Origin of the sequence: Xanthomonas sp. WHRI 6106, assembly GCF_040202405.1 — a bacterium.
GTDB lineage: Bacteria > Pseudomonadota > Gammaproteobacteria > Xanthomonadales > Xanthomonadaceae > Xanthomonas > Xanthomonas cannabis.
Genome location: NZ_JBEGFC010000001.1, coordinates 155,633 through 182,331, shown reverse-complemented (window position 1 = coordinate 182,331; position 26,699 = coordinate 155,633). Strand labels below are relative to the sequence as shown.

Annotated in this window: 24 protein-coding genes and 1 pseudogene; 8 read left to right on the top strand and 17 right to left on the bottom strand. The window is 62.2% G+C overall.

Annotated elements, in window-relative coordinates:
* Positions 1-47 precede the first annotated feature (47 nt).
* From ABQZ09_RS00900 to ABQZ09_RS00890, 3 genes are all read right to left on the bottom strand, one after another.
* On the bottom strand, positions 48-1,526 hold the full coding sequence (locus tag ABQZ09_RS00900; protein WP_349776099.1) for a glycoside hydrolase family 30 protein: 1,479 nt from the start codon (positions 1,524-1,526) through the stop codon (positions 48-50).
* Between the two features lie 301 nt (positions 1,527-1,827).
* Entirely contained in the window at positions 1,828-2,697 is an 870-nt protein-coding gene (locus ABQZ09_RS00895) for an NAD(P)H-hydrate dehydratase (protein ID WP_349775870.1), read from the bottom strand.
* A complete protein-coding gene (locus ABQZ09_RS00890) occupies positions 2,697-3,476 on the bottom strand; it encodes a histidine phosphatase family protein (protein ID WP_349775869.1) in 780 nt (259 codons plus the stop codon). The genes ABQZ09_RS00895 and ABQZ09_RS00890 overlap by 1 nt, the downstream gene beginning before the upstream one ends.
* 181 nt (positions 3,477-3,657) lie before the next feature.
* On the opposite strand from ABQZ09_RS00890, the gene ABQZ09_RS00885 reads away from it, so the two are divergent.
* On the top strand, positions 3,658-4,287 hold the full coding sequence (locus tag ABQZ09_RS00885; RefSeq protein ID WP_104581130.1) for a TetR/AcrR family transcriptional regulator: 630 nt from the start codon (positions 3,658-3,660) through the stop codon (positions 4,285-4,287).
* 5 nt (positions 4,288-4,292) lie between these two features.
* Here ABQZ09_RS00885 and ABQZ09_RS00880 read toward each other — a convergent pair whose 3' ends face one another.
* Positions 4,293-4,559, bottom strand: a complete 267-nt coding sequence (locus tag ABQZ09_RS00880; RefSeq protein WP_349775868.1) for an XAC0095 family protein — start codon at positions 4,557-4,559, stop codon at positions 4,293-4,295.
* A 906-nt stretch (positions 4,560-5,465) separates the two neighbouring features.
* On the opposite strand from ABQZ09_RS00880, the gene ABQZ09_RS00875 reads away from it, so the two are divergent.
* Genes ABQZ09_RS00875 through ABQZ09_RS00865 form a run of 3 tightly spaced genes read left to right on the top strand, consistent with a single transcriptional unit; the run spans position 5,466 to position 12,079 of the window.
* Positions 5,466-7,529: a type I restriction-modification system subunit M gene (locus ABQZ09_RS00875; protein ID WP_349775867.1), complete on the top strand. Its 2,064-nt coding sequence runs from the start codon at positions 5,466-5,468 to the stop codon at positions 7,527-7,529.
* Positions 7,526-8,806 carry a restriction endonuclease subunit S domain-containing protein gene (locus ABQZ09_RS00870; protein ID WP_349775866.1) on the top strand — a complete coding sequence of 427 codons (1,281 nt, stop codon included), beginning with the start codon at positions 7,526-7,528 and terminating at the stop codon, positions 8,804-8,806. The genes ABQZ09_RS00875 and ABQZ09_RS00870 overlap by 4 nt, the downstream gene beginning before the upstream one ends.
* A gap of 9 nt (positions 8,807-8,815) precedes the next feature.
* The gene (locus tag ABQZ09_RS00865; protein WP_349775865.1) at positions 8,816-12,079 is read left to right on the top strand and encodes a type I restriction endonuclease subunit R; all 3,264 of its coding nucleotides are present in this window, start codon (positions 8,816-8,818) and stop codon (positions 12,077-12,079) included.
* A gap of 148 nt (positions 12,080-12,227) precedes the next feature.
* Here the strand turns inward: ABQZ09_RS00865 and ABQZ09_RS00860 are convergent.
* The 4 genes and pseudogenes from ABQZ09_RS00860 to ABQZ09_RS19855 all read right to left on the bottom strand — a co-directional run.
* A pseudogene (locus ABQZ09_RS00860) lies at positions 12,228-12,344 on the bottom strand (restriction endonuclease); the annotation flags it as partial.
* 40 nt (positions 12,345-12,384) lie between these two features.
* A complete protein-coding gene (locus ABQZ09_RS00855) occupies positions 12,385-12,693 on the bottom strand; it encodes a type II toxin-antitoxin system RelE/ParE family toxin (RefSeq protein WP_349775864.1) in 309 nt (102 codons plus the stop codon).
* Between the two features lie 6 nt (positions 12,694-12,699).
* A complete protein-coding gene (locus tag ABQZ09_RS00850; RefSeq protein ID WP_349776098.1) occupies positions 12,700-12,963 on the bottom strand; it encodes a YlcI/YnfO family protein in 264 nt (87 codons plus the stop codon).
* A 417-nt stretch (positions 12,964-13,380) separates the two neighbouring features.
* Positions 13,381-13,719 carry an XVIPCD domain-containing protein gene (locus ABQZ09_RS19855; RefSeq protein ID WP_503018388.1) on the bottom strand — a complete coding sequence of 113 codons (339 nt, stop codon included), beginning with the start codon at positions 13,717-13,719 and terminating at the stop codon, positions 13,381-13,383.
* A 1,095-nt stretch (positions 13,720-14,814) separates the two neighbouring features.
* Here ABQZ09_RS19855 and ABQZ09_RS00840 point away from each other — a divergent pair.
* On the top strand, positions 14,815-15,033 hold the full coding sequence (locus ABQZ09_RS00840) for a hypothetical protein (RefSeq protein ID WP_349775863.1): 219 nt from the start codon (positions 14,815-14,817) through the stop codon (positions 15,031-15,033).
* Positions 15,034-15,074: 41 nt separating this feature from the next.
* On the opposite strand, the gene ABQZ09_RS00835 is transcribed toward ABQZ09_RS00840, so the two are convergent.
* Both ABQZ09_RS00835 and ABQZ09_RS00830 read right to left on the bottom strand, forming a co-directional pair.
* On the bottom strand, positions 15,075-15,710 hold the full coding sequence (locus ABQZ09_RS00835; protein WP_349776096.1) for a hypothetical protein: 636 nt from the start codon (positions 15,708-15,710) through the stop codon (positions 15,075-15,077).
* A gap of 609 nt (positions 15,711-16,319) precedes the next feature.
* Positions 16,320-16,910: a TetR/AcrR family transcriptional regulator gene (locus tag ABQZ09_RS00830; protein ID WP_349775862.1), complete on the bottom strand. Its 591-nt coding sequence runs from the start codon at positions 16,908-16,910 to the stop codon at positions 16,320-16,322.
* Between the two features lie 71 nt (positions 16,911-16,981).
* Between ABQZ09_RS00830 and bdcA the strand changes: the two genes are divergently transcribed.
* The 3 genes from bdcA (at position 16,982) to ABQZ09_RS00815 (ending at position 20,168) form a co-directional block, all read left to right on the top strand.
* Entirely contained in the window at positions 16,982-17,695 is a 714-nt protein-coding gene (bdcA, locus tag ABQZ09_RS00825; protein ID WP_349775861.1) for an SDR family oxidoreductase, read from the top strand.
* A 258-nt stretch (positions 17,696-17,953) separates the two neighbouring features.
* On the top strand, positions 17,954-18,817 hold the full coding sequence (locus ABQZ09_RS00820) for a Smlt3025 familytype IV secretion system inhibitor (protein ID WP_349775860.1): 864 nt from the start codon (positions 17,954-17,956) through the stop codon (positions 18,815-18,817).
* A 25-nt stretch (positions 18,818-18,842) separates the two neighbouring features.
* A complete protein-coding gene (locus ABQZ09_RS00815; protein WP_349775859.1) occupies positions 18,843-20,168 on the top strand; it encodes a Smlt3024 family type IV secretion system effector in 1,326 nt (441 codons plus the stop codon).
* Between the two features lie 175 nt (positions 20,169-20,343).
* Here ABQZ09_RS00815 and ABQZ09_RS00810 read toward each other — a convergent pair whose 3' ends face one another.
* The 7 genes from ABQZ09_RS00810 to hflK all read right to left on the bottom strand — a co-directional run bounded on the left by ABQZ09_RS00810 (position 20,344) and on the right by hflK (position 26,318).
* Positions 20,344-20,640 (bottom strand): type II toxin-antitoxin system RelE/ParE family toxin, encoded by a 297-nt coding sequence (locus ABQZ09_RS00810; RefSeq protein ID WP_349775858.1) that lies wholly within the window; start codon positions 20,638-20,640, stop codon positions 20,344-20,346.
* Position 20,641: 1 nt separating this feature from the next.
* On the bottom strand, positions 20,642-20,926 hold the full coding sequence (locus ABQZ09_RS00805) for a YlcI/YnfO family protein (RefSeq protein WP_104581120.1): 285 nt from the start codon (positions 20,924-20,926) through the stop codon (positions 20,642-20,644).
* Between the two features lie 176 nt (positions 20,927-21,102).
* Entirely contained in the window at positions 21,103-22,395 is a 1,293-nt protein-coding gene (locus ABQZ09_RS00800) for an adenylosuccinate synthase (RefSeq protein WP_024938603.1), read from the bottom strand.
* 415 nt (positions 22,396-22,810) lie between these two features.
* Complete coding sequence (locus ABQZ09_RS00795) at positions 22,811-22,996, bottom strand: DUF2065 domain-containing protein (RefSeq protein WP_039407247.1); 186 nt, start codon at positions 22,994-22,996, stop codon at positions 22,811-22,813.
* 329 nt (positions 22,997-23,325) lie between these two features.
* Positions 23,326-23,790 (bottom strand): REP-associated tyrosine transposase, encoded by a 465-nt coding sequence (locus ABQZ09_RS00790; RefSeq protein ID WP_349775857.1) that lies wholly within the window; start codon positions 23,788-23,790, stop codon positions 23,326-23,328.
* Between the two features lie 528 nt (positions 23,791-24,318).
* On the bottom strand, positions 24,319-25,182 hold the full coding sequence (hflC, locus tag ABQZ09_RS00785; protein ID WP_039407232.1) for a protease modulator HflC: 864 nt from the start codon (positions 25,180-25,182) through the stop codon (positions 24,319-24,321).
* Positions 25,182-26,318, bottom strand: a complete 1,137-nt coding sequence (gene hflK, locus ABQZ09_RS00780) for an FtsH protease activity modulator HflK (RefSeq protein WP_039407235.1) — start codon at positions 26,316-26,318, stop codon at positions 25,182-25,184. The genes hflC and hflK overlap by 1 nt, the downstream gene beginning before the upstream one ends.
* Positions 26,319-26,699 lie beyond the last annotated feature (381 nt).

Below are 26,699 nucleotides of genomic sequence, written 5' to 3'. Positions count from 1 at the left end.
GATGAGGGCACGCTTGCTCGCGATCCAAACCAGCCATCGTCGCCCACCTACTGCATCAGCACCACCGTCTGGATCGCATGCGCCGGGATCTCCAACGCGCTCGACGCCTCACCCACATACAGGTTGTAGCGGATCGCCACGTCGCTGGCATTCATCACCACCGTCGCCAGTGACCCATCGCGGTTCGCAAAGGCAGTCGTCATCAGATTGCTCCTGCTACTGGCCGCACTCACCCGCCGTGCACCGGGCCGGATGAACTTGGAAAAGTGGCCGATATACCAATAGCTCGGCGTGTACGCCACCTCACCGGTGCGCGTATCTGCATGCACCGGCGCAAAGCAGTAATTGCCTACATGGTTCGGCCCGCCATGCTGGTCGAGCAGGATGTTCCAGTCGGTCCAGCCCACCGCCCCATGATTGAGGTCGTTGATGATGGCGGTGCCGTAGCGTTCGCCATTGGGCCAATACTGCAACTTGGCGGCATCGAACTTTTCCACCGCCGCTTCGGTCAGCAACAGATGCTTGTCCGGGTAGGCCTGCGCCACCGCCGCCACGTTCTCCACCATCGGCTCGAATCCTGCCCAGGTTTCGTACCAGTGGAAGCCCATGCCCCAGGCATATTTGGCCGCCTCCGGGTCGTCGAAGATCACATGCGCGCGGTGCACCATCATGTCGCGGTTGTGATCCCACACGATGATCTTGCGATCGCCGTAGCCGGCGCTGGCCATGGTGGGCCCGAGATGGTTCTTCAAGAAATCGCGCTCTTCTTCGGCAGAGAACAGCATCGACTCCCAGGTCTGCACCGCCATCGGTTCGTTCTGAAGGCTGATGCCCCAGATCGGGATACCCGCCTTCTCGTACGCCGCAATAAACCGCGTGTAGTAACGCGCCCAGGCCTGCGCATACTCCGGCAATAGCTTGCCGCCCTTGAGCATGGTCTTGCTGTCTTTCATAAAGGCCGGCGCGCTCCACGGGCTGGCAAAGGTGGTGAGCGTGCCGCCTGCAGCGGCAATGGCCTGGCGCAACATCGGAATGCGGTACCTGGCATCGTGCTTGACCGAGAAGGTCTTCAGCGCCGCATCGCCCTCCTTGATGTAGGTGTAGCTGCCGCTACTGAAGTCCGAACTGTGGATGGTGGTACGCGCCAACGTGTAGCCAATGCCGTTCTGCGGGTCGTAGTAGGCGGTGAGCAGCGCGCGTTGCGCACGCTTGGGCAGCTTGGCGAAGGTCTCTGCGCTGGAATCGGTGATGGCCCCGCCGATCCCAAGCAACTCCTGAAACTGCCGCTGCGGATTCACGAAGATGGAGTTCTCCTTCTCGGTCAACACATGCCCGGCGACAGGAGCGGCCGCTGTACTGGCGCGCATCTGTTGCGTGGCGCCTTGAGCGCTGGTGTAGATACGCAACGCGCCATCGCTGCGCGTCGCTGGCGAGCTCGCATCTGACGCTGCTGGGGTCGCCGCGATCGCTGCGGCCGCCGTTACGGCACTCGCGCTGCTCACCATGCCCAGGCCCATCCCCAGCATTCCCACCACCGACCACGTCATCGCTCGCTTCACCGCGCACCCTCCAGGTAGGTCACGCAAGCCTAACCGAGCAGCGCGCCGCAGCATCGCCCTGCAAACGAGCGCAAGCGCACATCGGCCTCCCCTTCTCCCTCTGGGAGAAGGTGGCGCGCAGCGCCGGATGAGGGTACGTGCACACGCAGCGGTGCCAGCCACGCATGCAATGCATCGCCAACAACCTGAAGTACAAGATTGCAATCCGCACCAATCCCGGCAGCCGTACCCTCACCCCACCCCCTCTCCCGCAGGGAGAGGGGCTTGATTACCCGCGTGACAAACGATCCAGGATGCCTGGCACTTCCGGCGGAATCTCACGCGCCAGAAACCCCACCGTGCCGATCCGCTTCGCCAACTGCTTACCCGCAGCCGCATGCACAAACACACCCCACAGTGCCGCGGTCAGCGCATCGCTACCGCGCGCAGCAAACCCGGCGATCACCCCGGCCAAGGTGTCGCCCGACCCGGAGGTACCCAAACCCGGCACGCCACCACGGTGCACCCACAGCGCACCGTCCGGCCCGGCGATAAAACTGTCCGCACCCTTGACGATGACCACGCTGCGCATCTTCTTTGCGAATGCCAACGCGTACTCACCGGGCGCCGCTTCCACCGCTGCCTTTTCGTCGCCAGCCAACGTGGCCATCTCGCCCGCATGCGGCGTCAGCACGAATGGGCGGCCTGGCGGCGCGCGCAAGGTGCGCGACAACGCGCCCGCGTCCAGCACCAGCGTGCACACCGCCTTCTGCACGGCAAGCTTCACCAGTGCGGCGGTCGTCGCAGAAGACGCCATGCCCGGCCCGATCACTGCCGCATCGCAGGCAGCCAAGGCCGCCTCCAGCGCACGATGCCCACGCGTAATCTCGCCCTGCCCGTTCTGTGCCAGCCCCAGCACCAAGGCTTCCGGCACCGCCAACGCCATGCCGGGCGCCACGCTGGCCGCCGTGGCGATCTGCAACTTGCCCGCGCCTGCACGCAATGCCGCCTCGCCCGCCAGCAAGGCCGCACCCGGCACACGCATCGAGCCACCCACGATCAACACGCGCCCGCGCTGCTCCTTGTCGCCGCCGGGCGGTGGCAACGGCATCGCGCGCAGCGCGGCAGCGTTCAACGTGCGCAGGCGGGTGGCGGCCATCAGCGTGCTCCGGCCGGCCGGTCGGATTCGGTGGTCACCGGCTCCTGTGCGAGCTCTGGCGACACAAACTTGGTCCGCACCAACTCCAGCGATTGCCCGTCGGCCACAGCGGCGTATTCGGTGACCCCGCAGTTGGGCACATCGCCCTCGCGGTCGATCCCCAGGATGGTGGCCTCGTCCATCCGCTCGATCAGATAACGGAAGCAATTGACGATCACCTGGTGCCCCACGATCAACACGCGCGCCCCCACATGATTGCGCTGCAAATCGCCCACAACGCTGCGCAGGCGGAAGATCACATCGCACCAGCTCTCGCCACCGGGCGGGCGGAAATAGAACTTGCCCACCAACTTGCGTTGTTCGGCCAACTCCGGAAACGTCGCCAGGATGCCGGCCGTGGTGTAGCGGTCCAGCACGCCAAACTCTTTCTCGCGCAGCCGCTCGTCCACGCTCACCGCAGCGTCCGGTTGGCCCAGCGCCCGCGCCACCGCCGCAGCCGTCTGCCGCGCACGCACATAAGTGGAGCTCAAGATCAAGGTTGGCCGCTCGTGCTCGGGCAACCCGGCCATCCATGCCCCCAACGCCTCGGCCTGGCGCTCGCCCAAGTCCGACAACGGCACATCCGCATCGCGGTGCTCCAGGTCGATCAACGTGGCGCCATTGGACTCGGCCACATCGCGCGCCACATTGCCCGCGCTCTGCCCATGCCGCACCACCCACAACCGCGCCGGCCACTGCGCCGACACCCCTGCAACCGCACTGTTCTCACTCACATGCATCTCCTGCAACCGAGCAGCACGTGTCGCACAGCGGCCGTGAAAAACCGGTCGATCACCGCATCTGCGCCAACTGCAATGCAGCGCACACAGCACCCATGACCAATGGCCTACAGCCAAGCGAACGCAACGGATGGCTAACGCAACGCCGCTATACTGCAGCCCCCCCGCCTACCTGCTCCCCATGTCCAACGTTCTGCTGCTACGCACGGCGAAAGAGCGCGAAGAACTGCGCCTGGAAGAGGTGCTGGACGCCACCGAACAGTGCATCGACGAGATTGGCCTGGGCGCCACCAGCTTCGAGCTGATCGCCGAACGTGCCAAGGTCTCCTGCGGCAGCCTGCTGCAACGTTTCGAAGACAAGGATGCCCTGGTGCGCGCATTGCTGGAGCGCAACTACATGCGTGCCATCCGCCAGATGTGGCTGGTGGAACGCCCGGCCAACGTACACGTGGTGGACTTCATCGCCGGCCTGCTCGAAGACTGGCTGCTGCAGGAAATCAACATCAAGCGCACCCGCATCGACCTGGAGCTGCACCTGGCCACCCTGCGCGACCCGGTGCTGGCTGCCTTCATGCGCCGGCAGAGCGCATCGCTGATCGAACACCTCAGCGCCCTGCTCAAGCGCCTGCTCCGCGGCCACGCCGACCCGGCCAGCAGCGAACAGGAATTCCAGGCCCGCGTCTTCGCCGTCGCCGCCATGTGCGGCGGCCTGCACAACGTGATGACCAGCGGCATGGAACTCAACCGCATGCATCTGCAGCTGATCCTGCGCGAGAGCTTGTCGGGGATATTGAAGTCTGCGCCGGTGTAGGAGCGCTACTTTCCACCTGATTCTTCCAGACTTGCCGGCCACTGCACCTGCTTCAGCGCATGGGTCATCTGATCGGCAAGCAACTCCAGACAAAACGCCAGCTCGTCCACGTGGATGGCTGGCTGCCGCAACTGCTCTTCGGCCTGCGTGCGCGGCTGCGCCAGGCGCGCCAGAAAGCGCATATGGTCGCGCAGTTGCTGCAAGCGGTATTGCGCGCCCTCCGGCAGGTAGTAACCCGGGTGTGACTGCACATCGCGTACAACGTCCGACATGGCCTGCTCCTCATTCCATGGAATCAGCCCGCCCGCCGCAAGGCGACGGACGGGAAGTCGGGAGGCTCGAAACCGCGAACAGCCGGCGGGCGTATTTCCCTTACGGGTGTTGTATTAGCCGCCCTCCCGACGCAGAGCATCACGTCGGTTGCACCCACAAAAGTTGCAGGCACAAAAAACCCACCGGTTTGTCGGAGGTGGGTACCGCTGTTCGGGGAGTTTCGAGGCTCCTTGACATCATCGTGCTATCGCACGAAGTTAACGTCAAGCGCGAATGACCCTGCACCGCCCCAAAGGTGCGGGCCTAGGAGCATGGGTTCCACCCCCGTTCTGACTTCCCCATAGGAACGAATAGCCCCCCGAAACGCTCCCATTGCCAGCAAAACTTCCTACTCTCTTGCTTTTGTGTTGCATCACACCTAGGTTACGGGACCCTATTCCGCGCATCCGTGATGCCACACGCTTCCGCCTCAACCAAGCTCCAGACCGGCCGCCCATGTAACGATCCGTCAGTCGGCCCTATGAGCATTGCCGAACGAGGCCGGGCATATGGGGAACGCAAGAAGCTCGCCGCCGCCAAGGTCATGGCAACATCCAATGCGGTGGCGGCCCGAGTGATCCAAGGGCAAACGGACGCCGAGCTCCAAGAGGCGCTTCACCAAGCTCTAGCCGAGGCGCACCGCCACCCAAACAACAAGTGATCCAAAGTGCGTACAGGCCAGATCGTGGCGGAGTTCGCGAGGAAAAATCCGTTGGCTAGGTTGGTCCCACGCCAGCGGCACATTCCCTATCCCGACCGTGCAAACCGGCATTTACTGGGACGTGAAGTGGTCCATTTCAAGCAACTGCGCGGCTCTCGCCCCCTGCGGGCGCAGCTGACTATTTTTCGATCATGATGCAGACACAATGACTACAAACAGCAAGACTTCCAGCACTATCCCGGCTGCCTCCCCCAGGGCTTTCGATGACGTGCTGGCCAGCTTCATCTGGAAGAACGCCGAGGACCTTTGGGGCGACTTCAGGCATACCGATTTCGGCAAAATCATCCTTCCATTTACCCTGCTGCGCCGCCTGGAATGCGTGTTGGAGCCCACCCGCGATAAAGTGCGTGAGGCACATGCCAAGTTCAAGGACAAGGGGCTGGATACCGACCTAATTTTGCGCCAGACGGCGGACCTGCCCTTCTACAACACCTCCCAGTATTCGCTGGCTTCCCTTGGCGCGACCAAGACCAAGTCGAACCTGGAGGCCTACGTTGCAGGCTTTTCGGACAACGCTCGCGTTATCTTCGACCAGTTCAACTTCACTGACACGATTTCCCGCCTAGCGCGTGCCGACATCCTGTTCAAGATCTGCCACAACTTCGCCAACACTGACCTGCACCCGGACGTCGTGCCTGACCGAGTGATGTCCAACATCTACGAGCACCTGATCCGACGGTTTGGATCGGAGGTCAATGAGGCGGCCGAAGATTTTATGACGCCTCGCGACGTGGTCCACCTGGCCACGACATTGCTGCTTGATCCAGACGACGCCCTATTCCGTGAGAACCCCGGCCTGATCCGCACGCTCTATGATCCCACCTGCGGCACCGGTGGCTTTCTGACGGACGCCATGAACCACGTCGATGGGTTCGCAACCCAGGGAAAGGCGCCCCCGGTATTGATTCCCTTCGGCCAGGAACTTGAACCGGAAACCCACGCCGTTGCTCTGGCTAATATGCTGCTGCGCCGGCTTGAAACCGAGCCCGCTCGAGACCTATCCGCGAACATCGCCGGTCCTAGGTCAACGCTTTCCCAAGATGCGTTCGCTGGCCAGCGTTTTCACTATTGCTTGTCCAACCCACCCTTCGGCAAGAAATGGGAGAAGGACCAAGCCTTCGTTGAGCGCGAGTCCAAGGAGAAGGGCTTCAAGGGACGCTTTGGCGCAGGAACCCCGCGCGTCTCCGACGGCTCTATGCTCTTCATCCAGCATCTGATCTCCAAGCTGGAAAGCCCGGAAAACGGCGGCGGCCGCGCAGCTATCATCCTGTCCGGCTCGCCACTATTTACAGGTACAGCTGGCGGCCACGGCCACAGCGAATCCCAAATCCGCAGATGGCTGCTAGAAGAGGACTATGTGGAGACCATCGTTGCACTGCCCAATGACATTTTCTTCCGCACCGGCATCGGCACGTACATATGGCTGCTGGATAACAACAAGGCAGCGGAACGTAAGGGAAAGATCCAGCTGATCGATGCCACCGACATGCACAGCCCCATGCGAAAGTCCGAGGGCAACAAGCGCCGCTATATGAGCGACAAGCAGGCCCAAGATATCGCCCGCCTCTATGCTGATTTCACACCTAGTGAAAATGTGCGGATCGTGAACTATAAGGACTTCGGCTATCGCCGGATCAAGGTGCTACGCCCCCTGCGACTTGTCGCCAAGATTACCGAGGAAGGCCTGACCGCGCTTCAGACCAGCAAGGCGTTCACCAAGCTTGACCAAGAAGATCAGGATAGGTGGCTAACCGTCCTGCGTGCGGAGCTGGGCCAGATCCACTCTTACAAGTGGTTCGCCACCCTAACGACGCTGGCCAAAAAGGCAGGCTTGCCCAAGATCGCCAAGCCCCTCGCCAACGCCCTCGAAGCTGCACTAGGAGCTCGCGAATCCACTGCCCCAGATGTTCTGGACGAGGAAGGCAACCCAGTGGCCGACAAAGAGCTCGAAGACTTCGAGAGCGTGCCGCTTGAGAAGAACATCGGTGACTACATGGACGCCGAAGTTCTACCCCACGTGCCGGACGCTTGGGTGGATGCCGGCTACACCGATGAAGGCGACGGGCATATAGGCAAAGTAGGCTATGAAATCAACTTCAACCGTTATTTCTACAAGTATACGCCGCCGCGCGACCTGCACGAAATCGACACTGAGTTGAAGGCTGTGGAGGCCGAGATTGCTGCACTGCTGGATGAGGTGGCGGAATGACCACACGCTCATCCAATATCAAGATGAAAGACTCGGGCATTCCCTGGGTGGGACTCATTCCTGCGACTTGGAGCATGAAGCGGGCGAAGTTTTTGTTCTCGCTTGCTCAACGCCCTCCGCGTCCCGACGAAGGTATCGTAACGGCATTTAGAGACGGCCAAGTCACGCTGCGATCCAATCGCAGGACGGACGGCTTCACAAACGCTCTGAAGGAGGCGGGCTACCAGCGAGTACACAAGGGCGATCTCGTTATTCATGCGATGGATGCCTTTGCAGGCGCTATCGGCGTTAGTGACTCGGACGGGAAATGCACCCCGGTGTACTCGTGTTGTGTGCCCAGCAATGAAGCTTTAAGTGAGTTCTACGCCTACTGCGTGCGAACCATGTCTACGACAGGCTTCATTGAAAGCTTGGCTAAGGGCATTCGCGAACGTTCAACGGACTTCCGCTGGGCGACATTTGCAGAGCAGCGTGTGCCTCATCCACCCAAGCTCGAGCAGAAGGCCATCGTCGCCTACATCGACCGCGCCACTACACGCATCGATACCCTGGTTGCCAAGAAGACTCGCTTCATCGATCTGTTGCGCGAGAAGCGCCAGGCTCTAATTACGCAGACCGTCACGAAGGGTCTGGATCCGAACGTTCCTATGAAGGATAGCGGGGCCGAGTGGTTGGGCGGGGTACCGGACGGCTGGGATACCGTTCCGCTCAAGTCGTTGCTCCAATTGCGCAGGGACATTGTCGGTACAAACAGCGCTAACACCAAGTTGCTATCGCTTACCATGCAGGGGGTGATCGAGCGCGATCTCGAGAATCTGACGGGAAAGATGCCTGCCTCGTTCGACGGATATCAACGCATAGCCGCAGGTGAAATGGTCTTCTGCCTATTCGACATAGACGAAACCCCAAGGACGGTAGGCGTAGCACCACAGGATGGGATGTTGACCAGCGCCTATACGGTGTTCCGACCACATAGCGATCTCTGGGCGCGCTACCTCTACTACTTCTTCCTGCATGTGGACGAGCACAAGCGGCTGAAGCCCTTCTACAAAGGTCTTCGTAAAACCATTCGACCCGGCCCATTTCTGTCAATTCAAGTGCCGCGCCCGAAGGAAGATGAAGCCAGGGCCATCGTTGCCCATCTCGACCGCGCCACCTCTCGCATCGATACACTGATTGCTAAGACCCGGCGATCCATTGAGCTACTCCGCGAGCACCGCACTGCCCTCATCACCGCCGCCGTCACCGGAAAGATCGACCTCAGCCCCTCGGTATAAGGACACACCATGCCCGCCGCCCTCACCGATACTGCCCATAGCGAGAAGTACTTTGAGCAGTACATCGTCAGACAGCTGGAAGTGCGCGGCTGGCAGGTTGGAACCACTGCCGGCTACAACCAGAACTACGCGCTTTACCCGGAAGATCTGGCCAACTGGGTAGAGACAACACAGCCGGAAAAGTGGAGAAGGCTGGTCTCCGGCAACGGCGAAAAAGCTACCGCCACACTCACGGACCGGCTGGCCCAATCCCTGGAGCGCGAAGGTACAGTCAACGTGCTGCGCAAGGGCATCAAGGTCGCTGGTGCTGGCGAGATTGTCGTGAGTGAAGGGCTGCCCGAAGACGAGCGCGATCCTTCTGCCTGGGAGCGCTACAACGCCAACATTCTGCGAGTGGTACCTCAGCTGATGTACCGCCCTGGCAGTCAACTAGCCATCGACCTTGTGTTCTTCATTAATGGCCTCCCCATGGCCACCGTGGAGATCAAGACCGACTTCACTCAATCGGCTGACGCCGCCGTCCTGCAATACAAGAACGATCGCCTGCCGATGGATCCGACCACTCGGCGCAAGGAACCGTTGCTGACTTTCAAGCGCGGCGCTGTCGTTCATTTCGCCATGTCCGACAGTGACATTCAGATGTGCACCAAGCTTGAGGGCAAGAACAGCTATTTCCTCCCATTCAACCAAGGCCGTGACGGTAGTAATGGCATCTGGATTGGCAACCCGATCCGGGAGGATGGGGAGTACCCGGTGGCCCATTTCTGGGAACAGGTCTGCCAGCGCGACAACTGGCTGCGAATCTTCCACAGCTTTGTATATACGGAGAAGAAGGATGTGGTGGACCTAGCTGGCAACCACCAACGCAAGGAAACCCAGATCTTCCCGCGCTTCCATCAGTGGGATGCTGTGACCAAAATGGTCGCTGACGCCAAGTCCAATGGCCCCGGCATGACTTACCTATGCGAACACTCGGCAGGTTCTGGCAAGACGAGCACCATCGCTTGGACGGCACACGACTTGATCCGTCTGCGCACCCCTGACAAGGGCGATCCGTACTTTCATTCGATCATCGTGGTCACCGACCGTACGGTCCTGGACAAACAGCTCCAGGACGCCGTCCAGCAGCTCGACCACCAGACCGGTCTAATTGCGGCCATTGGTGACAAGGAGACAGGCCAGAGCAAGTCGGCAGAACTGGCCACGGCAATGGAGAACGGCACGCCCATCATCGTGGTGACGCTGCAAACCTTCCCCTACGCTATGGAGCAGGTGCTGACCAATGGCAAGCTGAAAGATCGCAGTTTTGCGGTCATCATTGACGAGGCTCACACCAGCCAGACAGGCTCGGCTGCCTCCAAGCTGCAAGCTACCCTTGCCCTGCGCGACGCTAAGGAAATGGAGGGACTGACTGTCGAGGAGCTTTTGGGGAAGATCCAGTCCTCGCGCGTACGTCCGAAGAACGTGTCCTATTTCGCCTTCACTGCCACGCCTAAGCACGCCACTTTGACCCTGTTCGGCCGTCTCGCTGACCCGACGAAGCCTGCTAGCAAGGAAAATCAGCCGCAGTCGTTCCACAAGTACCCCATGCGCCAAGCAATCGATGAGGGGTTCATCCTGGACGTCATGGAGTGCTATCTGCCCTACAAGACCGCCTTCAACTTGGCCAAGCCGGTCAAGGAAGGCAAGCGGGTATCACAGAAGGCAGCCAAGCGCGCCTTGGCTAAGTGGCTGAACCTGCACGCGACAAACGTCACCCAGAAGGTCGAATTCATCGTCGAGCACTTCGCAGCCAACGTGGCACCACTGCTGGGGGGAACGGCCAAAGCAATGATCGTAACCTCTTCGCGAGCTTCGGCCGTGCGTTACAAGCGCGCCTTCGACGCTTACACCAAGGCCCATCCGCACTACAAAGCCTTCCAGGCCCTAGTGGCGTTCTCTGGCTCGCTTACGGGCACCGAGGTTATACACGCATCCGATGAGCAGCTTAAACATGACCCTTTTAAGGCTCAAGCCGACGAACAGTTCACCGAGAGCAACATGAATCCCAAGCAGTACGGTTCTGAGCTGCGCAAGGTGTTCGATCGCCCCGAGTTCCGGGTCATGATCGTGGCCAACAAGTTCCAGACCGGCTTCGACCAGCCTAAGCTATGCGCGATGTATCTGGATAAGAAGATCGCCAACCCGGTGGAGATCGTCCAGACGCTGTCCCGCCTTAACCGTACCGCGCCGGGCAAGGACACAACCTTCGTGGTTGACTTCGTCAATGAGCCCCAGGCGGTTCTCGACGCTTTCGCCAAGTACGACAAGGGCGCTCGGATCCAGGACGTTCAGAACCCCAACGTTATCTACGACCTGCAGGCCGATCTGGACAACGCCTCGATCTACACTCCAAGCGAGGTTGACCTCTACATCGCCGTCCGGTTCAAGTCTGCTGCGGCCTATGCCGCGGGTGACCAAGCCCAGCACAAGGAACTATACGCGGCGACTAGTGCCCCGACTCAGCGCTTCAACGACAGCGTGCAAGCGGAGCGCGCGGCAATCCAAGCCGCCGAGGCCGCATTCGAGGCGGCAAAGTTGCAGGGCAATGAGGGAAGCATGAAGAAGGCCGATGCTAGTCGGACGGTTCACGCCGAATTCCTGCAGCAGCTGATGGACTTCAAGTCTGGCCTGAGCCGGTTTGGCTCGCTGTACACCTACATTGCGCAGACCATCGACCTGGCCGACGCCCGTCTGGAAGGGTTTGCCAGCTTCGCTCGCCTGTTGGCCAAGCGTCTCAACGGCGTTCCGCCGGAGCAAGTGGATGTGTCCGCCTTGGTTTTGACTGGCTTCGACATTAAGCCTGAAGACATGCCTGATTCTGACGCCCCCCCCGAGGATGACGCGGTCATCCTTAAGCCGGTCGGCCCGGGTGGCGGTGGACAGGCAGAACTGCCTGTATATCTGCGCCAGGTGATAGAGCGCCTGAACTCGATTTTCGGCGAGGCAACTCCGCTAACCGACAAGGTGGCACTCGTGAACCACCTAGCCGACATTGTCCGCGAAGACCACAACACTGTCGCCCAGATCAAGAATAATCCGCGCGAAGTAGCGATGAATGGCAACATCAAGGGTACTGTCCAGTCCGCGTTAGTTCGGGCGTTAGGGTCGCACACGGACTTGGTGACCCAAGTATTGAAGAACGACAAACAAGCGCTCGCACCGCTTGTTGGCTTGCTCTACGAGATGGTTAAGGGCGAGCAAAACATTGACCGCAGAGAGCTGAGGACATGACGTACTACGAAAAGTGAACTGGGTATTGTGGTCGTTAATCTGATCGTAAGCGCTGCAGCATTTATATCTCGCTGGTCGGGTGAATCGAATTACCTAGGAGACCAATGAACTAGCCAAGGCACAGGCACTCTGGCGAAGATCAGCTGGCGCGCTTTTCCAGTGAGGCCAGCGCATCGGACGCACGCATGCCTTCCGGCTGGGTCTTGAGGATATGGAACAGCGCTCGAGTCAGTTCCCCCGTACGGCGCCTGCTGATATTGGCCATCTACTTCCCTTGTGGCGCGACGTTGGCGCGAACGCCGTGCTTAATGATAGTCGTCTTCACGCTGATGCCTGACTGCCAAAACGGTGACGACCTGATCGCTTTCCACCTCAAACAGCAGCACGTAGCCGCTGGCACCGAAGCCGATCACCAGCTCGCGCAAGAACGGGTCTGCCACCCGCGCCTTGCGGCAGCTCAGCGGCGCCAGTTCAAGCACGGTGACGCCATCGCCGATGGCCTGCAGCGCGCGCTCGGCCACGGTGAAGTCGCCTTCGGCACGCTGTAGCAGCCAGCCGTAAAGACGCGCGAGATCGTCGCGCGCTTGCTGAGTGAAACGGACAGAAAATCCCACCTTGGGTCAGCCCTTGCGCGCCTTGTCCAGTTGGGACTGCAGCCCGGCCAGCACATCGGTCGCGTCGATATACCGGCCAGACGCCTTGGCGCTGTCGCGCGACGCCAGCCCGCGCGCAATGAAGGCTTCCTGCTGCTGGCGCTGCTGCACCTGGGCGCGCACGGAGTGCTCGACAAAGCTGGAAAGCGTCTCACCCTCCTGCAACACGGCTTCGGCCGCTTCGCGCAGCGCCGGGTCTACCCGGAGCGATGGAAGAGATGCGGATTTCATGGCAGGCCCAGTGCGTTGCAATTGCGATGCATCATCGCAAGCGAATGCCCGTGCTTCAAGTTTTCCGTGCAGACCTAACCCGACGATGTCGCAGCTACGCTGACGCGATGGGCCATGAACGCTGAAACACAATGCTTGCGTGTGCCAGAATCCCACCGCGCGCTTGACGCTACGACGCACGTGAGAAGCGCTCATACACAGCACTTCTCCAAGATATGCAAGGTCGAGGCCTGTCCCGCCCGGGCGACCTGCTTGATTGGCACCACTCGCTCCTTGGGCTTCAATTCCACAGCCAAGTCTGCCCCATTCCATATTCCGGAATATGGAATGAGGCGAACAACGTGTTTGTGCAGGCAGTCTCAGCTACACGCTGTCTGGAGCAGCCGTCTACAGATCAAAGGCGGAAGCCAAAAGCTCTCATCCAATGCTTCGCGGCTTGACAGCCTCTTCCTGCACTACCCCTCTCTCCTGCGCCTGACTCTGCGCTTGCGCCAAGGTACGCGCATCTAGCTCTTGCAGCTTTGCCAGCGATTGCTCCACCGGCGTAGTGACGGCCACGTCGGTGGGCATGCTGGCGCGCAGATGGGCCGGGTTGCTGGGTTCGCCCTGTACCACGAACACGGTGGCACCGGCCGCTGCACGCGGCGTCTGGTTGCTCAGCATTACGTGGTCGATGCGCTCGAGCCCGTGCTCCTTTGCCAGATTGGCCAGGCTGGCGCTCATCCGCTCGCTGTGCGCATCGCTGGCGCGGCCCATGCTGGCATCCAACCGGCCAACCAAGGTGCTGGCCTGTGCATGCAACGGATGAGGCGGCGCGGGTTGGGCGTCTTCTGCGTCTGCCTGTCGCGGCCTCCCAGGCACAGGCGCTGCAGGCCCGTCGTTCTGCCGCTGCGGCTGGGCCGGCCGATGCCCCTGCTCCTCCTGCCCTGGCTGTACCCCTTCATGCCCTCGCCCTTGGTCCTGATGCTGGTCCCGCACCGGCCCGGGTGTGGTGCTGGTCAGCACGTATTGCCAGCGCGTCTGCGCTGGGTTGCCTTGCACCGCCGCGATGAACCCATCGTACTCGGCTGGATGAATTGTCTGGCAGCCAGCCGAATCGGTACTGCCGCTGGAACCTCGATGAATCTTGAAGGTGTCGTTGAGATTTTGCACACCGTTGAGATCGGCTTGATCAAACCAGCCGTCCGCATTGCTATCCCGCTGTACCCCGCCCCGCCCTGCATCGACTGCCGCCTGACTTGGGCGTAATGCGTTGTCTTGGGTGCCTGGCCGGCTGGGATTTGGGTGCTGCCCCATCCGCATCTCGATGGTGCCTTCGCTCAGGCGACCGAGATCCCTGATGCCATCGGCATTGACGTCCTCGCCTTCGATCTTCCTGGGCCTGGTGATGCTTTCAAAGCCTGGCGACGGTGCAAATGTCCTGTTCTCCATGCCGCCTTCCGCACGCGGGCGCCGCCCCGTGTTGCCTGCATGATGATCGTACTGCGCAGTCGGCTCGGTGTTTGCTTGTTGGGCGACCTGCGTATGCCGCGTGCCGTCGGCATCCTTCCACAGTACGACCAGGCAGTCGTTGTAGACGCCCGTGCCGCCCTGAGCTTCGTTGATGGCAGGGGTTGCCGGATCGTCGCTCCGCAAGCTTCCGGCATGCGCGCGATCCTGCATGGCCGCAAGCGTTGAGTTTTCCTGGCGAAGGCCTAATACCACGCGCTCGTTGAGTCGCGAGAGTGCCTCGTGCGCGGCTTCGTTACCTCTCACCTGTACGATGCTGGCGTAGACGTCATAGCGCTGTGCGTCGCTCACGGCAGCCATTTGCGCCTGCGGCGGAATTGCTGGCTGGTTTGACGCGGCTAGTTGCAAGCGTTGCAGCACACTGGCATCCGCGGCGGCGACCGGCCCTTGTTGTTGATTGGCGATTGCACCGGCGGACGCTGCGCCGATATAGCGATCCAGTGCGTCACGCACGACCTCTGCCTGGCCTTGTCTGCGCTCATCAAGCATGCGCAGCGCCTCGGCCTGTCGATTGGCGTTGAACAACGCAGAAATCTGGTCGGCAGTCGCGCGGATGTCTAAATCGTTGGATCTCGCCATTTCGATGCTCCTTGCAGAAGTGGTCACTCGCTGATGAAACGGTCCTCACCATCTGGATAATCCGCACATGCCGGTTCGCCTGTGCGCTGCTGGCGACACGGCCACTGCGCTCTAGCGACTCGTTCTACCAGCTCGAAGCGTTCGCCTGTCCACCGAATAAAACCAAAATGGGCGTAAGACCCGACGCGCTTCGGGTCATCGGTGGCCAGCGGCTGGTCAGGGTCGAATTCCATCAACCATCGCATTGTCGGCGCCAAGGGCAGCTTGTCGTCGAACAGAAAAAGCTCCGAGCCGCCGTGGTCGTTTTGCCGGGCAACATCTTCTGCAGTCAGGCTAGGCGCTGGTGGAAACACCGCTGCACTGACATCGCGTGCGGTGCCGTCCTTGGTGACGCGATATGCCTTTCGCCCTTTGCCTGACTGGCACGCAAGGCCTGCCTCGCCCGCGCCACATTTCACCGGCCAGACCAAGTACACCGTTTTGTCAGGATCCGCACTTTCAAACGAACGGATCGTCAGATCACCGGCAACCACGGTGAAGTCCGCGCGCCGTCCCAGGCCGGGTGCGGCCACGTATACGGCATCGCGCAGGCCCGCTTCGCGCGCTTGCGGCGAGGCATCGACCGCATCTGCAGGCAGGGCAAGCAATGCAGCCACCATATGCGCAGGTGCCGGGCCTTTGCAAAACCCGTCCCTTAGCAAGGGCGCAGGTGAGGAGCCCTGTGATTGCGTACGGTCCACACAGACGGCGCCCATCTGCCGTTCCAGTTTGAAGGACACCCAGGGTGAAGGCGTGGCAGCAGGCGCCTGAGGAAAAGACGATGCTTCGTGTGCACCACTTGGGGGTTTTGCGGCAGCCTGTTCCATCGAAAGCCGTGCACACCCAAGCGTCATGATGGGCGCCAGCGCGGTCGCCACGATGCAATGCGTCAGCTTCTTCACGGGCATCCTTGAACGGAGAGGGCGAACGCCACGGACTGTGGCCGTATGAGCAGGCTCGGTCAAGTGACTGATCGGAAATTAAAATGGTGCAGCGGCGCTCCCATTGTGGGACCGAAATGAACACTGCATCCAGCAACGACGCCATCTGTAGGCATTCAGCGCGACAGTCCGGGTTGGACAGCAATCCGGATGGCGCTAAAAGTTCAACTAACACGCTGCGTGCGACTCCATGTGATCGTCAGCGTTGAATAAAAAGGTCGAAGTGAGCCTGTGTTAAAGCCAGCCCAGAACATGGATGGGCCATAGGCGCTGTGCCGCCACCCTGCTCTATCCGCGCAGCGCTGCCCTAATCGCCTCTCCTGCCAACCGCGCACTCGCCAACAGACGCTCCAAGCTCTGCCCATGCCGGGCGCTGGCGGACAGGCCGGCCATGGTGGTGCTGACGAAATCCGCCAGCCGGTCTGCGTCGTGCGGGCACTGCTTGGCGATGTGGGAGCGGATCAACTCCTGGGCCGCAACATGAAAGCCACAGGCGGCCTCGCGCGCCTGCGGGTCGTTGCTGCGCGTGCCTTCCAGCACCAGGCAGCCGGTGGCAGCGGGGTCTGCGGCGTAGCAGCGCGCGGCCTGTTCCAGTACGTCGGCCAGCGCGTCGGCCAGCGGGCGGTTGGCGTCCAGAACCTGCGGCAGCGGGATGGCGCCGGTCTGCGCGTAGCGGTCGAGGATGCGCGCATACAGGCCGGCCTTGCTGCCGAAGGCGGCGTAGAAACTGGGCGGGTTGATGCCCAGCGCCTGGGTGAGGTCGGCCACGCTCAGGGCGTCGTAGCCGCGCGCATGGAATAGCCGCTGCGCGGTGGCGACCGCTTGGTCCGGGTCGAACGCCCGCGGCCGCCCGCGGGATCGAGAGGTTTCTGTAGTCATTGTTACAAAATCCTTGACGGCAGACGAAATCTATTATGTATTACTCGCTACATTAATAGCGGGGTGGGTGCATGTCAGCGTTCAAAGACAAGTCGGTACTGGTGCTTGGTGGCAGCCGGGGAATTGGGGCCGCCATCGTGCGGCGCTTCGTGGCCGAGGGCGCGCGGGTGACGTTTACCTATGCCGGCTCTGCCGAGGCGGCGCAGCGCCTGGCCAGCGACACCGGCAGCACCGCGGTGCTGGCCGACAGCGCCGACCGCGATGCGGTCATCGCCACGGTGCGCCGCAGCGGGCCGCTGGATGTGCTGGTGGTCAACTCCGGCATCGCATTGTTCGGCGATGCGCTGGACCAGGATCCGGATGCGGTGGACCGGCTGTTCCGCATCAACGTGCACGCGCCCTACCACGCCGCCGTGGAGGCCGCGCGGCAGATGCCGCCCGGCGGGCGCATCATCGTGATCGGCTCGGTCAACGGCGACCGCATGCCGCTGCCCGGCATGGCGTCCTACGCGCTGAGCAAATCCGCGCTGCAAGGGCTGGCGCGCGGGCTGGCCCGCGACTTCGGGCCGCGTGGCATCACCATCAACGTGGTGCAACCGGGCCCGATCGATACCGATGCCAACCCGGAAAACGGGCCGATGAAAGACCTGATGCACAGCTTCATGGCGATCAAACGCCACGGCCGCGCCGAGGAAGTGGCCGGCATGGTGGCCTGGCTGGCCGGCCCGGAAGCGAGCTTTGTGACTGGCGCGATGCATACGATCGACGGCGCTTTCGGGGCATGACGCGGCGACGTTTGCATTGATGGCATTGCAGCTCGCCAGGTTGCGCGACGGATGGCCGCAAACGCCCTCCGTCAACGCGCATGGCGAGCTGCTGTTGCACCGCCAACCTTGTGTCCACGCGCATCTCCTACCCACAGCGCGTGATCGCATTCCGATCTCTTGCGGCGTATTGCACAGGTACTGGCTGTCTGGGCCCTTGCTGTCGCGTTGATCGTGATTTGCCTATAGTTCGCGACGAACCCTGCAATGGATTGACCAATGCACATGATGTCATCCGGCCGGTGCCTGGCCCTTGCACTCGCCGTCGCTGTGACCGGCAGTGCCTGTGCACGGACGCCATCACCCGAACACAAAAGGACTTCCCCCATGCCAGACAACGTCACCACAGGCCGCACCATCAACGGGCACACCTATTCGGACGCTCCGGTTGACGTAAAGCTGGGGCCGAACACCTTCCGCATCCCCGCCAACTACCTGGACAGCCAGATCGCACCATGGCCGGGCGAAGGCGTCACGCTTGTCATCGAGTGGCCAGATATGACCCCCACCCCGCCTGGGGCACGGGCTAACCCGCGTACGAATGATTTCCGCAAGGAGATATCTGTATCGATCGACTATGTCGACCGGGTTCCAATCGAAACCTTGTTGGCCAGGCGTTCTTCCAATGAAGCTATTACCGAGGCGGATTCCGTGGAACGAAAGGATCCAAGGAGCCGTCTCGACCTCCGTGTTTCTAAAGACCAGACCCTGGGGCTAACACCCTATGCCATCGACGAAGTAAGAATGCAGGGGTACTCAAGCGAGTACGAGGCACGCTACGGGAAGCAGCCAGTCCGCAATCTTGCTTATGAAGATGACTGGTATGTTGCACGTGATGCCAGCGGCAAGCTCACCACCTTCATCAAGTGCGACAGCACCAAGTTTCGCGAAGATGGCGTAAAACTTGTGGGCAATGAGGTTATCCATGAGAAAGGAGCCATTGCTGCAAGTTGTTTCCATTATTTCGCTGATATCGAAAATAAACTTTCGATTAGCCTGAACTACAAAAGAGCGTTCTTGAAAGACTGGAAACGCATGGAAGATGCCGTAAGGGAAGTTCTGGCGCGTACCAAAGTAAAGTAATGGAGCAAGTATCAGGGAGCAGGACATGAGCGGATTGACCGATCAAGACATCAAGATTTTGAGCGACTATGCGAACGCGGGAAATCGGGAGTTATATTGGAACTACCTCTCGCAACTGCAGGGCGCTGATGGCTATGGCACCTTAGCGTTAGGCGTTGTTCGCAATGACAGCCTGCCTGGACGGGTCGCCAATAGCTATGCTCAGGACTACGCAAAAAATCAACATGACAATGGCTCGCACTTCCCCAACGCCGAGCTTAGCGAAAGGCAATGGGAGAAGTTCGGACAGACTCTGATTAAAAAGGATCTTGCGCTTCGGCAGTCCTGGATGGAAGTTCAGCGCCCCGACCTGGCACTCAACCTTCCCGGTAAGGACGTCATGCGAGCGCACGACCAAGCCTTCCTGGACCATGAGCTCGACCCCAACTGCTGGACACCCCGCGTGCTGCTGCAGGCAGCGCTTGAAAAAAGCGGTCCCCAGAAGCTGGAACAGATCTGGACCAACATGCTCGACAACGAGTATCGCGGCGCTGCCCGTATAAAAAACACGAGCTATGAGACCTTTGCGCAGATGGGCCTGGCAGCCGGCAGCGAGTACCTGACCAAGCTCGGCACTACAGAAGCGATCCAGATGCTGGAGGGCCGCTCCGCCGTCGACCCCAATGTGGTCGGCAGCAACAGCTTCTATGCGATGTACTTCGAGAAAGAACAGAAGTGGGTGAACGTCAGCGCAGGCGGCGGGCATCTGTCCATGCGCGAAGAAACCAGTCCCGGCCGTATCGCCGAACTCGATGATGCCCGCGCCGTGCGCCTGGAGCGGCAGCAGAAAGCCACGCAGTTCCACGAAGACGACCCGTACCGCACCATCACCCGCAGCCCGTTCACTGCATCGACGGACGGCCTGCCCGATCAGATTCAGGCGCCCACCAAACTGACCGATATCGGCCCTGATCACCGGGACTACGCACTGCTACGGCAGGTGCGCGCGGGCGTGAATGCGATCGATGCGCACGCCGGGCGCACGCCGGACGAGAGCAGCGAGCGCCTGATCGCCAGCGTGATGACCCTCGCCCGCCAGAACAACCTGGATCGGGCCGACCACGTGGTGCTGAGCCAACAGACCGCCGACAGCCCGGCCGGCCGCCACGTGTTTGTGGTGCAGGGCGAGTTGAACAACCCGGCGCACCTGCGCGCCCATATGCCAACCGATGTGGCCGTGCAGACGCCGGTGGCGCAGTCGCTGCAGCAGCTGGAGGTGGCCAGTACCGACCGCCAGCAGGCGTTGGCGCAGCGCCAGCAGCAGGAAATGGACAACCAGCAACGTGAGGGTGCGTCGATGCGCATGGGATAACGGCGCTGGGCGGGTGGCAAGGCATTGCGGCGGCTTGGGCAATGGCGTGCGGGCGATACCGGTTGGCAACGTCGGCGTGGCGCGCGACGATCTCCAGCACCGGTTTGCGCTGGTCAAGTGGCAGTGCATCGAAAAACAGGGACGCCGGGCTACGGCGATGAGGCAACTGCGAACTTCACGGCCCCGCAAAGCCCGCCTCACGTTGCGAGCGAACGGCCAGCACAAACACCGTGTCGATCTGCGCGACATAGCAGTACAGCGCCAGATAGCCGAGCGCGCCGCGACCGATCACCAGTTCGCGCTTGTCGCCACCAGCCGGCCGGCCGATCAGCGGATTGGTTTCCAGCACATCGATTGCCGCGATGATCTCGTGCAGGCGTGCTGCGACATGTGCGGCCTCATGCCGCTGGAGGTGGTCGAAGATCCGCTCAAGATCCTGTGCAACCTCCGGTGCCAGTTCGATACGCGCCATGCTACCGGGCTAGTTTGCGGGCCGTGGGACGCTTTGCCGGCTCTCCGGCCATGCGCTTTTCCAGATAGCCACGCATGTCGTCCCAGGCGATGGTCTTCCCGGACGCCACGATGCCGGCATAACGCTGTTCGGCAACCGCATCGAAATCGGCACGACGCTCGACCGACTCCGCCTTTTCCGCGATCGCTTCCAGAATGAAATTATGTGCCGTCGTGCCGCCCTGCTTCGCTGCCGCAGCAACGCGCATCTTGAGTTCGTCTGGGAGACGGATGGTTGTGGTGCTCATGAACCCCTCAAGCGTGTGCATTTCGTACGCGCAAATGTAGCACAGGTGTGTCACACCATCGTGTCGTCACACCGCATGCCGTTGCCGGCCCGCCCGGAAGCAACCGCGCCTGATCCTCAAACGCCAACGGCCCGGACAAGCCGGGCCGTTGGGTATGACAACGCGAGATCAACCGATCAGGCGAACGGGTCCTGCAGCACCATCGTGTGGTCACGATCCGGGCCGGTGGAGACGATGCTGATCGGGCAGCCGGCCAGTTCTTCCAGCGCGCGCAGGTAGGCACGTGCGGCCACCGGCAGCTTGTCCCACTCGGTGATGCCGTGGGTGTTCTCGGTCCAGCCCGGGAACTCCAGGTACACGGGGGTGCACTCTTCCCAGCCCTGCGCGTCCAGCGGCGCATATTCGGTGCGCTTGCCGCGGTATTCGTACGCAATGCAGACCTTGAGCTTTTCCATGCCGTCGAGCACGTCGAGCTTGGTGATGCACAGGCCGGAGATGCCGTTGATGGCCACCGCGCGTTTGAGCGCGACGATGTCCATCCAGCCGCAGCGACGCGGGCGACCGGTGGAGGCGCCGTACTCGGCACCGCGGTCGCGGATGCCCTGGCCCACTTCGTCGTCCAGCTCGGTCGGGAACGGGCCGCCTCCCACGCGCGTGGCGTAGGCCTTGGCGATGCCCAGCACGTAGTCGATGGCGTCAGCGCCCACGCCGGTGCCGGCCAGTGCGCCGCCCACGGTGGTGTTGGAGCTGGTGACGTACGGGTAGGTGCCGTGGTCGATGTCCAGCAACGCGCCCTGCGCGCCTTCGAACAGCACGCGCTTACCCTGCTTGCGCAGGTCGTGCAGGATGCCGGCCACGTCGGACTTCATCGGCTGCACGTAATCGCCGAAAGCCAGTGCCTCGTCGAAGGTCTTCTGGAAGTCCACCGCTTCCACACCCAGGTACTTGGTCAGCACGAAGTTGTGGTAGTCCAGTGCGGTGCGCAGCAGTTCTTCCAGCTGCGGCGGGTAATGCAGGTCGGCGATGCGGATACCGCGGCGGGCCACCTTGTCTTCGTACGCAGGGCCGATGCCACGGCCGGTGGTGCCGATGGCCTTGCCGCCGGCGGCCTTCTCGCGCGCCTGGTCCAGGGCGATGTGGTACGGCATGATCAGCGGCGCAGCCGGGGAGATCTTCAGGCGCGAACGCACTTCCACACCGGCGCCTTCCAGCTCGCTGATCTCCTTGATCAACGCGGCCGGGGAGATCACCACGCCATTGCCGATCAGGCACAGCGCGTCGTCGCGCAGGATGCCGGACGGAATCAGATGCAAGACGGTCTTCTTGCCGTTGATGACCAGGGTATGGCCAGCGTTGTGGCCGCCCTGGAAGCGGACGACTGCACCGATCTCTTCGGTAAGCAGATCGACGATCTTGCCTTTGCCTTCATCGCCCCACTGGGCACCGAGCACGACAACTGATTGACCCATGACGGGTGAACTCCTGAGTTTTGCTGCAGCCATCGGGGCCGCGGGATGGGACCGACTCGGGGCTGGCGGCGCCACCGTGCGCGCGGCTCCATCGGGGAGCGTTGCAGCGGCGACCAGCCCTGACACGGAAAAAGCCGAACGGGGTGCTCTGGTTGGAGCGTGCCCGGCCGGCTTTTGTGCATTATCCGGGTTTTGGGTGGCGTGCACTACCCTTGGCGAACGGCGGATCGAGGGCTAGCCGGATTGCCGCTGGCCAGCGGTTGCGCGGTGCTCCGGGCGCTGCCGGCCCCCAGCAATCCCAACCCCCCATCGCGGGTCGTAGGAGCGCACCCGGGCGCGACTGCTTTACCGGTAACGCCTGTCGCGCCCAGGTGCGCTCCTACGCTGCCCATTTCGGTCGGAATGGACCACCCACTCAGTGGCGCACGATCCACAGCGCGATCGCGCCCAGCACCAATGTCACACCGCCGATGGCACGCAGTTGGGCCGTGGGCAGGCTGAACAGCTGCTCGACCATCCGCTTCCAGGCGGCGGGCGCGGCGAACAGCAGCAGGCCTTCGATGACGGCGATCAGGCATAACGCGGACAGGAACTCGTGCATCAGCAACACCAGGACAACGTGGGAGCTGCAGTGTGCCCGGTTCGGCAGCCCGACACGCCACACCGTAGGAGCGCACCTGGGCGCGACGGGCATTGCCGGTAAAGCGGTCGCGCCCGGATGCGCTCCTACATGGCAGGGCGGTGTGCCTCGCGAGATCTGCAGATCGCCCGACGCACGATCATTCGATCCACGATAGGCACTGAATGGACACACGGGCACACCGCGCCGGTAGGAGCGCACCTGGGCGCGACGGGCATTGCCGGTAAGGCCGGCGCGCTCGGGTGCGCTCCTACGCGGATGCCGGGGTTTGGATGCGCATTAATCCCCTTTCAGAGCCAGATTGCGTCCCAGAATGGGTAATCGCCCGCGCGGCTGACCAGCCCGGCACGGAGGGGATTGGCGATGAGGTAACGCGCGGCTGCGTGCAGGTCGTCGTCCTTGCGCAACGCGTGGTCGTGATAGCTGTGACTCCAGACCGGTGCGTGATGCTGGCGCTGCTCGTTCACCGCACGCGCTGCGCACGCCTTCATGCGTGAAGCGGCGTCGGCCAACGAGGTGACGCTCCCCAGTTGCAACAGCCAATGCACATGATCCGGCATCAACACCCAGGCCAGCAGCGTGGCATCGCAAGGCGTGGCGGCAGTGAATGCCCGGCAGGCGGTTGCTGCAAGCAGAAAATCTGCGAACACGGCGCGACGCTGCCATGTCGCGGTGGTCAGCAGGTATGCGCTGTTGGGCAAAGACTGCCTGCCGCGGCGCAACGCGCGATGCCCCGGAGAATCGATATCGGCCATGGCGTGATGCTGACGGCCTTGGGCGACGCGGGATATCAGCGGTTGCCGCGTTCTGCGCTAGGGGATCTCTGTGGCGATTGACTACCAGGGGAGATCAGCGGGGTCCGCCGGTAAGGCCTGTCGCGCCCGGGTGCGCTCCTGCCTCGCCGCGTCTGGTTAATAAAACGGGAGCGACGTCAGGCATCTGCGGATCCAGACGCACATTGCAGTCCACGAAAGGCCATGCACCCAATCCATACGCGCAAAGCGTAGGACCGAGTCTGGCCAAAACGACGGGAGACGCGTCCCAGGCAGCTGCGAACTCCGAACATGCCCATCAGCATCGCAGCGCACGAAGCGCCATGCGCCCGATCTATCGGCCACCTGTGCCCTGCGTAGGAGCGCACCTGGGCGCAACGGGCATCCCCGGTAAGGCCGGCGCGCCCGGGTGCGCTCCTACGGTGGGGGGCGCGTCTGTCTGCCCGACAGTAACAGGCACATACAAAAACGCCCGCATTACGCGGGCGCTTTTGTTTCAAGGCAGAGCGATCACCGATCGCTCTTGAGGTACTGCAGGAATGGGTCGTTCTTGTCGAGTACGACCACGCCGTTGCCGTCGGTCATGGACTCGCGGTACGCCTCCAGGCTGCGGTAGAAGGCGTAGAACGAGGGGTCCTTTGCGCCGGCCTGGCCATAGATGCGGGCCGCGTCGGCATCGCCTTCGCCGCGCAGTTTCTGGGCATCGCGCTCGGCATCGGCCTTGATGATCGTGCTTTCGCGGTCGGCCTGAGCACGGATGGTCAGGGCCTGCTCTTCGCCTTCTGCGCGCAACTTGCTGGCTTCCTGCTTGCGCTGGGCGCGCATGCGCTCGTAGACGTCGGTAATCACCTGGCTGTCGGTCGGCAGGTCGATCTGCTTGATGCGCAGGTCGGTGATCTGCATCCCCAGGCCCTTGATGGCGCCATTGATGCCCTTGAGCTGGTTGGCGATCAATTCGCTGCGGTCGCCGGAGACCAGCTGTTGCAGGGTACGCGAGTTGATCTGGTTGCGCAGCGAGTCGGTGATGATCGGGGCCAGGCGCGAATTGGCGACCGACTCCTCACCACCGGTGGCGCGATAGAACGCCCGCACATCGGAGATGTAGCCGATGGCGAAGAAGTCCACGCTGACGTCTTTCTGCTCAGCGGTGAAGTAGCGCGCCGGGGCGGTGTCCAGCACCTGGAAGCGGCGATCGAACACGCGCACCGATTCCACCACCGGGATCTTGAAGTGCAGGCCGGGCTTGAGGTCGGCGCGCACTACGCGGCCCAGGTTGAGCACCATGGCGGTCTGGTCCTCGCGCACCACGAACACCGAGCCCATCAGGGTCAGCAACACGGCGACGATCAGGCCGATGACTAGCGAATTCTTCATTATTCGGTTCCCTCACGGCCGGTCGGGCGCGGCCCGCGCTCCGGATTGCGGATGGCCTCGCTGCTGGAATTCTGCGGCGGATTCAACAGCACGTCCTGCGGCACCATCGACGGCATTCCGCTGTTGCCGGTATTGCCGCTGGTCGCGGACGCCTTGTTGGCATCGGCCGGCAGCGGTACGTAGATGACCTGGCGGCCATCGCTGCCGATCACCTTGCGGTTCTCCGACAGCACCTTCTGCACGGTTTCCAGCCACAGGCGCTTGCGCGTGACTTCGGGCGCGCCGGCGTACTGCTCCTGCAGCAGGGTGAAGCGGTCGGCGTCGCCCTCGGCCTTGGAGATCACCGCCTGCTTGTAGCCTTCGGCACCGGTGCGGGTGCGTGCACCCTGGCCACGTGCTTCCGGTACCACCTTGGCGGCATAGGCCTGGGCTTCGTTGATCAGGCGCTCGCGCACCTGCTGGGCACCGTTGACCTCGTCGAAGGCCGGCTTCACCTCTTCCGGCGGGCGCGCGTCCGGCAGGGTCACGCCAGTGACGGCCAGGCCGGTGTTGTAGGCATCCAGTGCCGCCTGCAGGCGGTCCTTGGAGGCGATCGCCAGCGGGCCGCGATTGTTGAGCACGGTATTCAGATCGGAACGGCCCACCTGCTCACGCACGGCGCTTTGCGCGGCCTGCTCCAGCACCAGATCGGCATTGCGCGAGCCGAACAGGTATTTGCGCGGGTCGCTGATCTGGTACTGCACGTTGAGCGAGACGTTGACGATGTTCTCGTCGCGGGTCAGCACCGGCACCTGGTTGCTGAAGGTCTTGATCTCGGTGGCATTGACCTTGCGCACCGACTCGATGGGCCAGGGCAGCTTGAAGTTGGGGCCGGGCTGCAGGATGCGCGAAAACTGGCCGAAGCGCAGCACCACGCCACGCTGCTGTTCACCGATGAGCTGGAAGCTGGAAAACAGCACCATCAGCACCACCGCGACCAGGATCCAGCGCCCCACACCACCGTCGAACAGCTCTTTCACCGGGGCGGGCAGATTGCCCCAACCGCCACCGTTGCCACCACCGCGCGGGCCCCAGGACCTGCGACGGTTGGGATCCGGGCCGTCTCCGCCCTTGTTGCCGGGTGTGTTCCAGGCCATGCACGCTCCATGATCGAGGGGCTGTGCGGGCCAGTCCCGCAGTGCCGCCGTGTTGTTTGATTCGCCGATTCTACTAGATGGGGCAGACCGGCCGTTTTGAAAGGCCCGGTCCGGTGCATCGGCGATTTAGCCGCCGGGTGGATTGGGGCGCATTGCTGTGCAGCATGGCATGTGCGGGGGACGAGGGACCTCGCTGGCGCGCCGGTGCCCTGTTGATGGATGGCCAGCACAAGTACCTGCCGTTCTGACCGGGCATGCGCGAGGACGGACGCGCAGCGCTGACCTGCCCTGCCTTGCCTTGCCTTGCCTTGCCCGGCGGCAGCCTTGCCTGGCTGGCTGATGTGGAGCCGCGACCGACACTGCCGGCAACTGCGGCGCCGG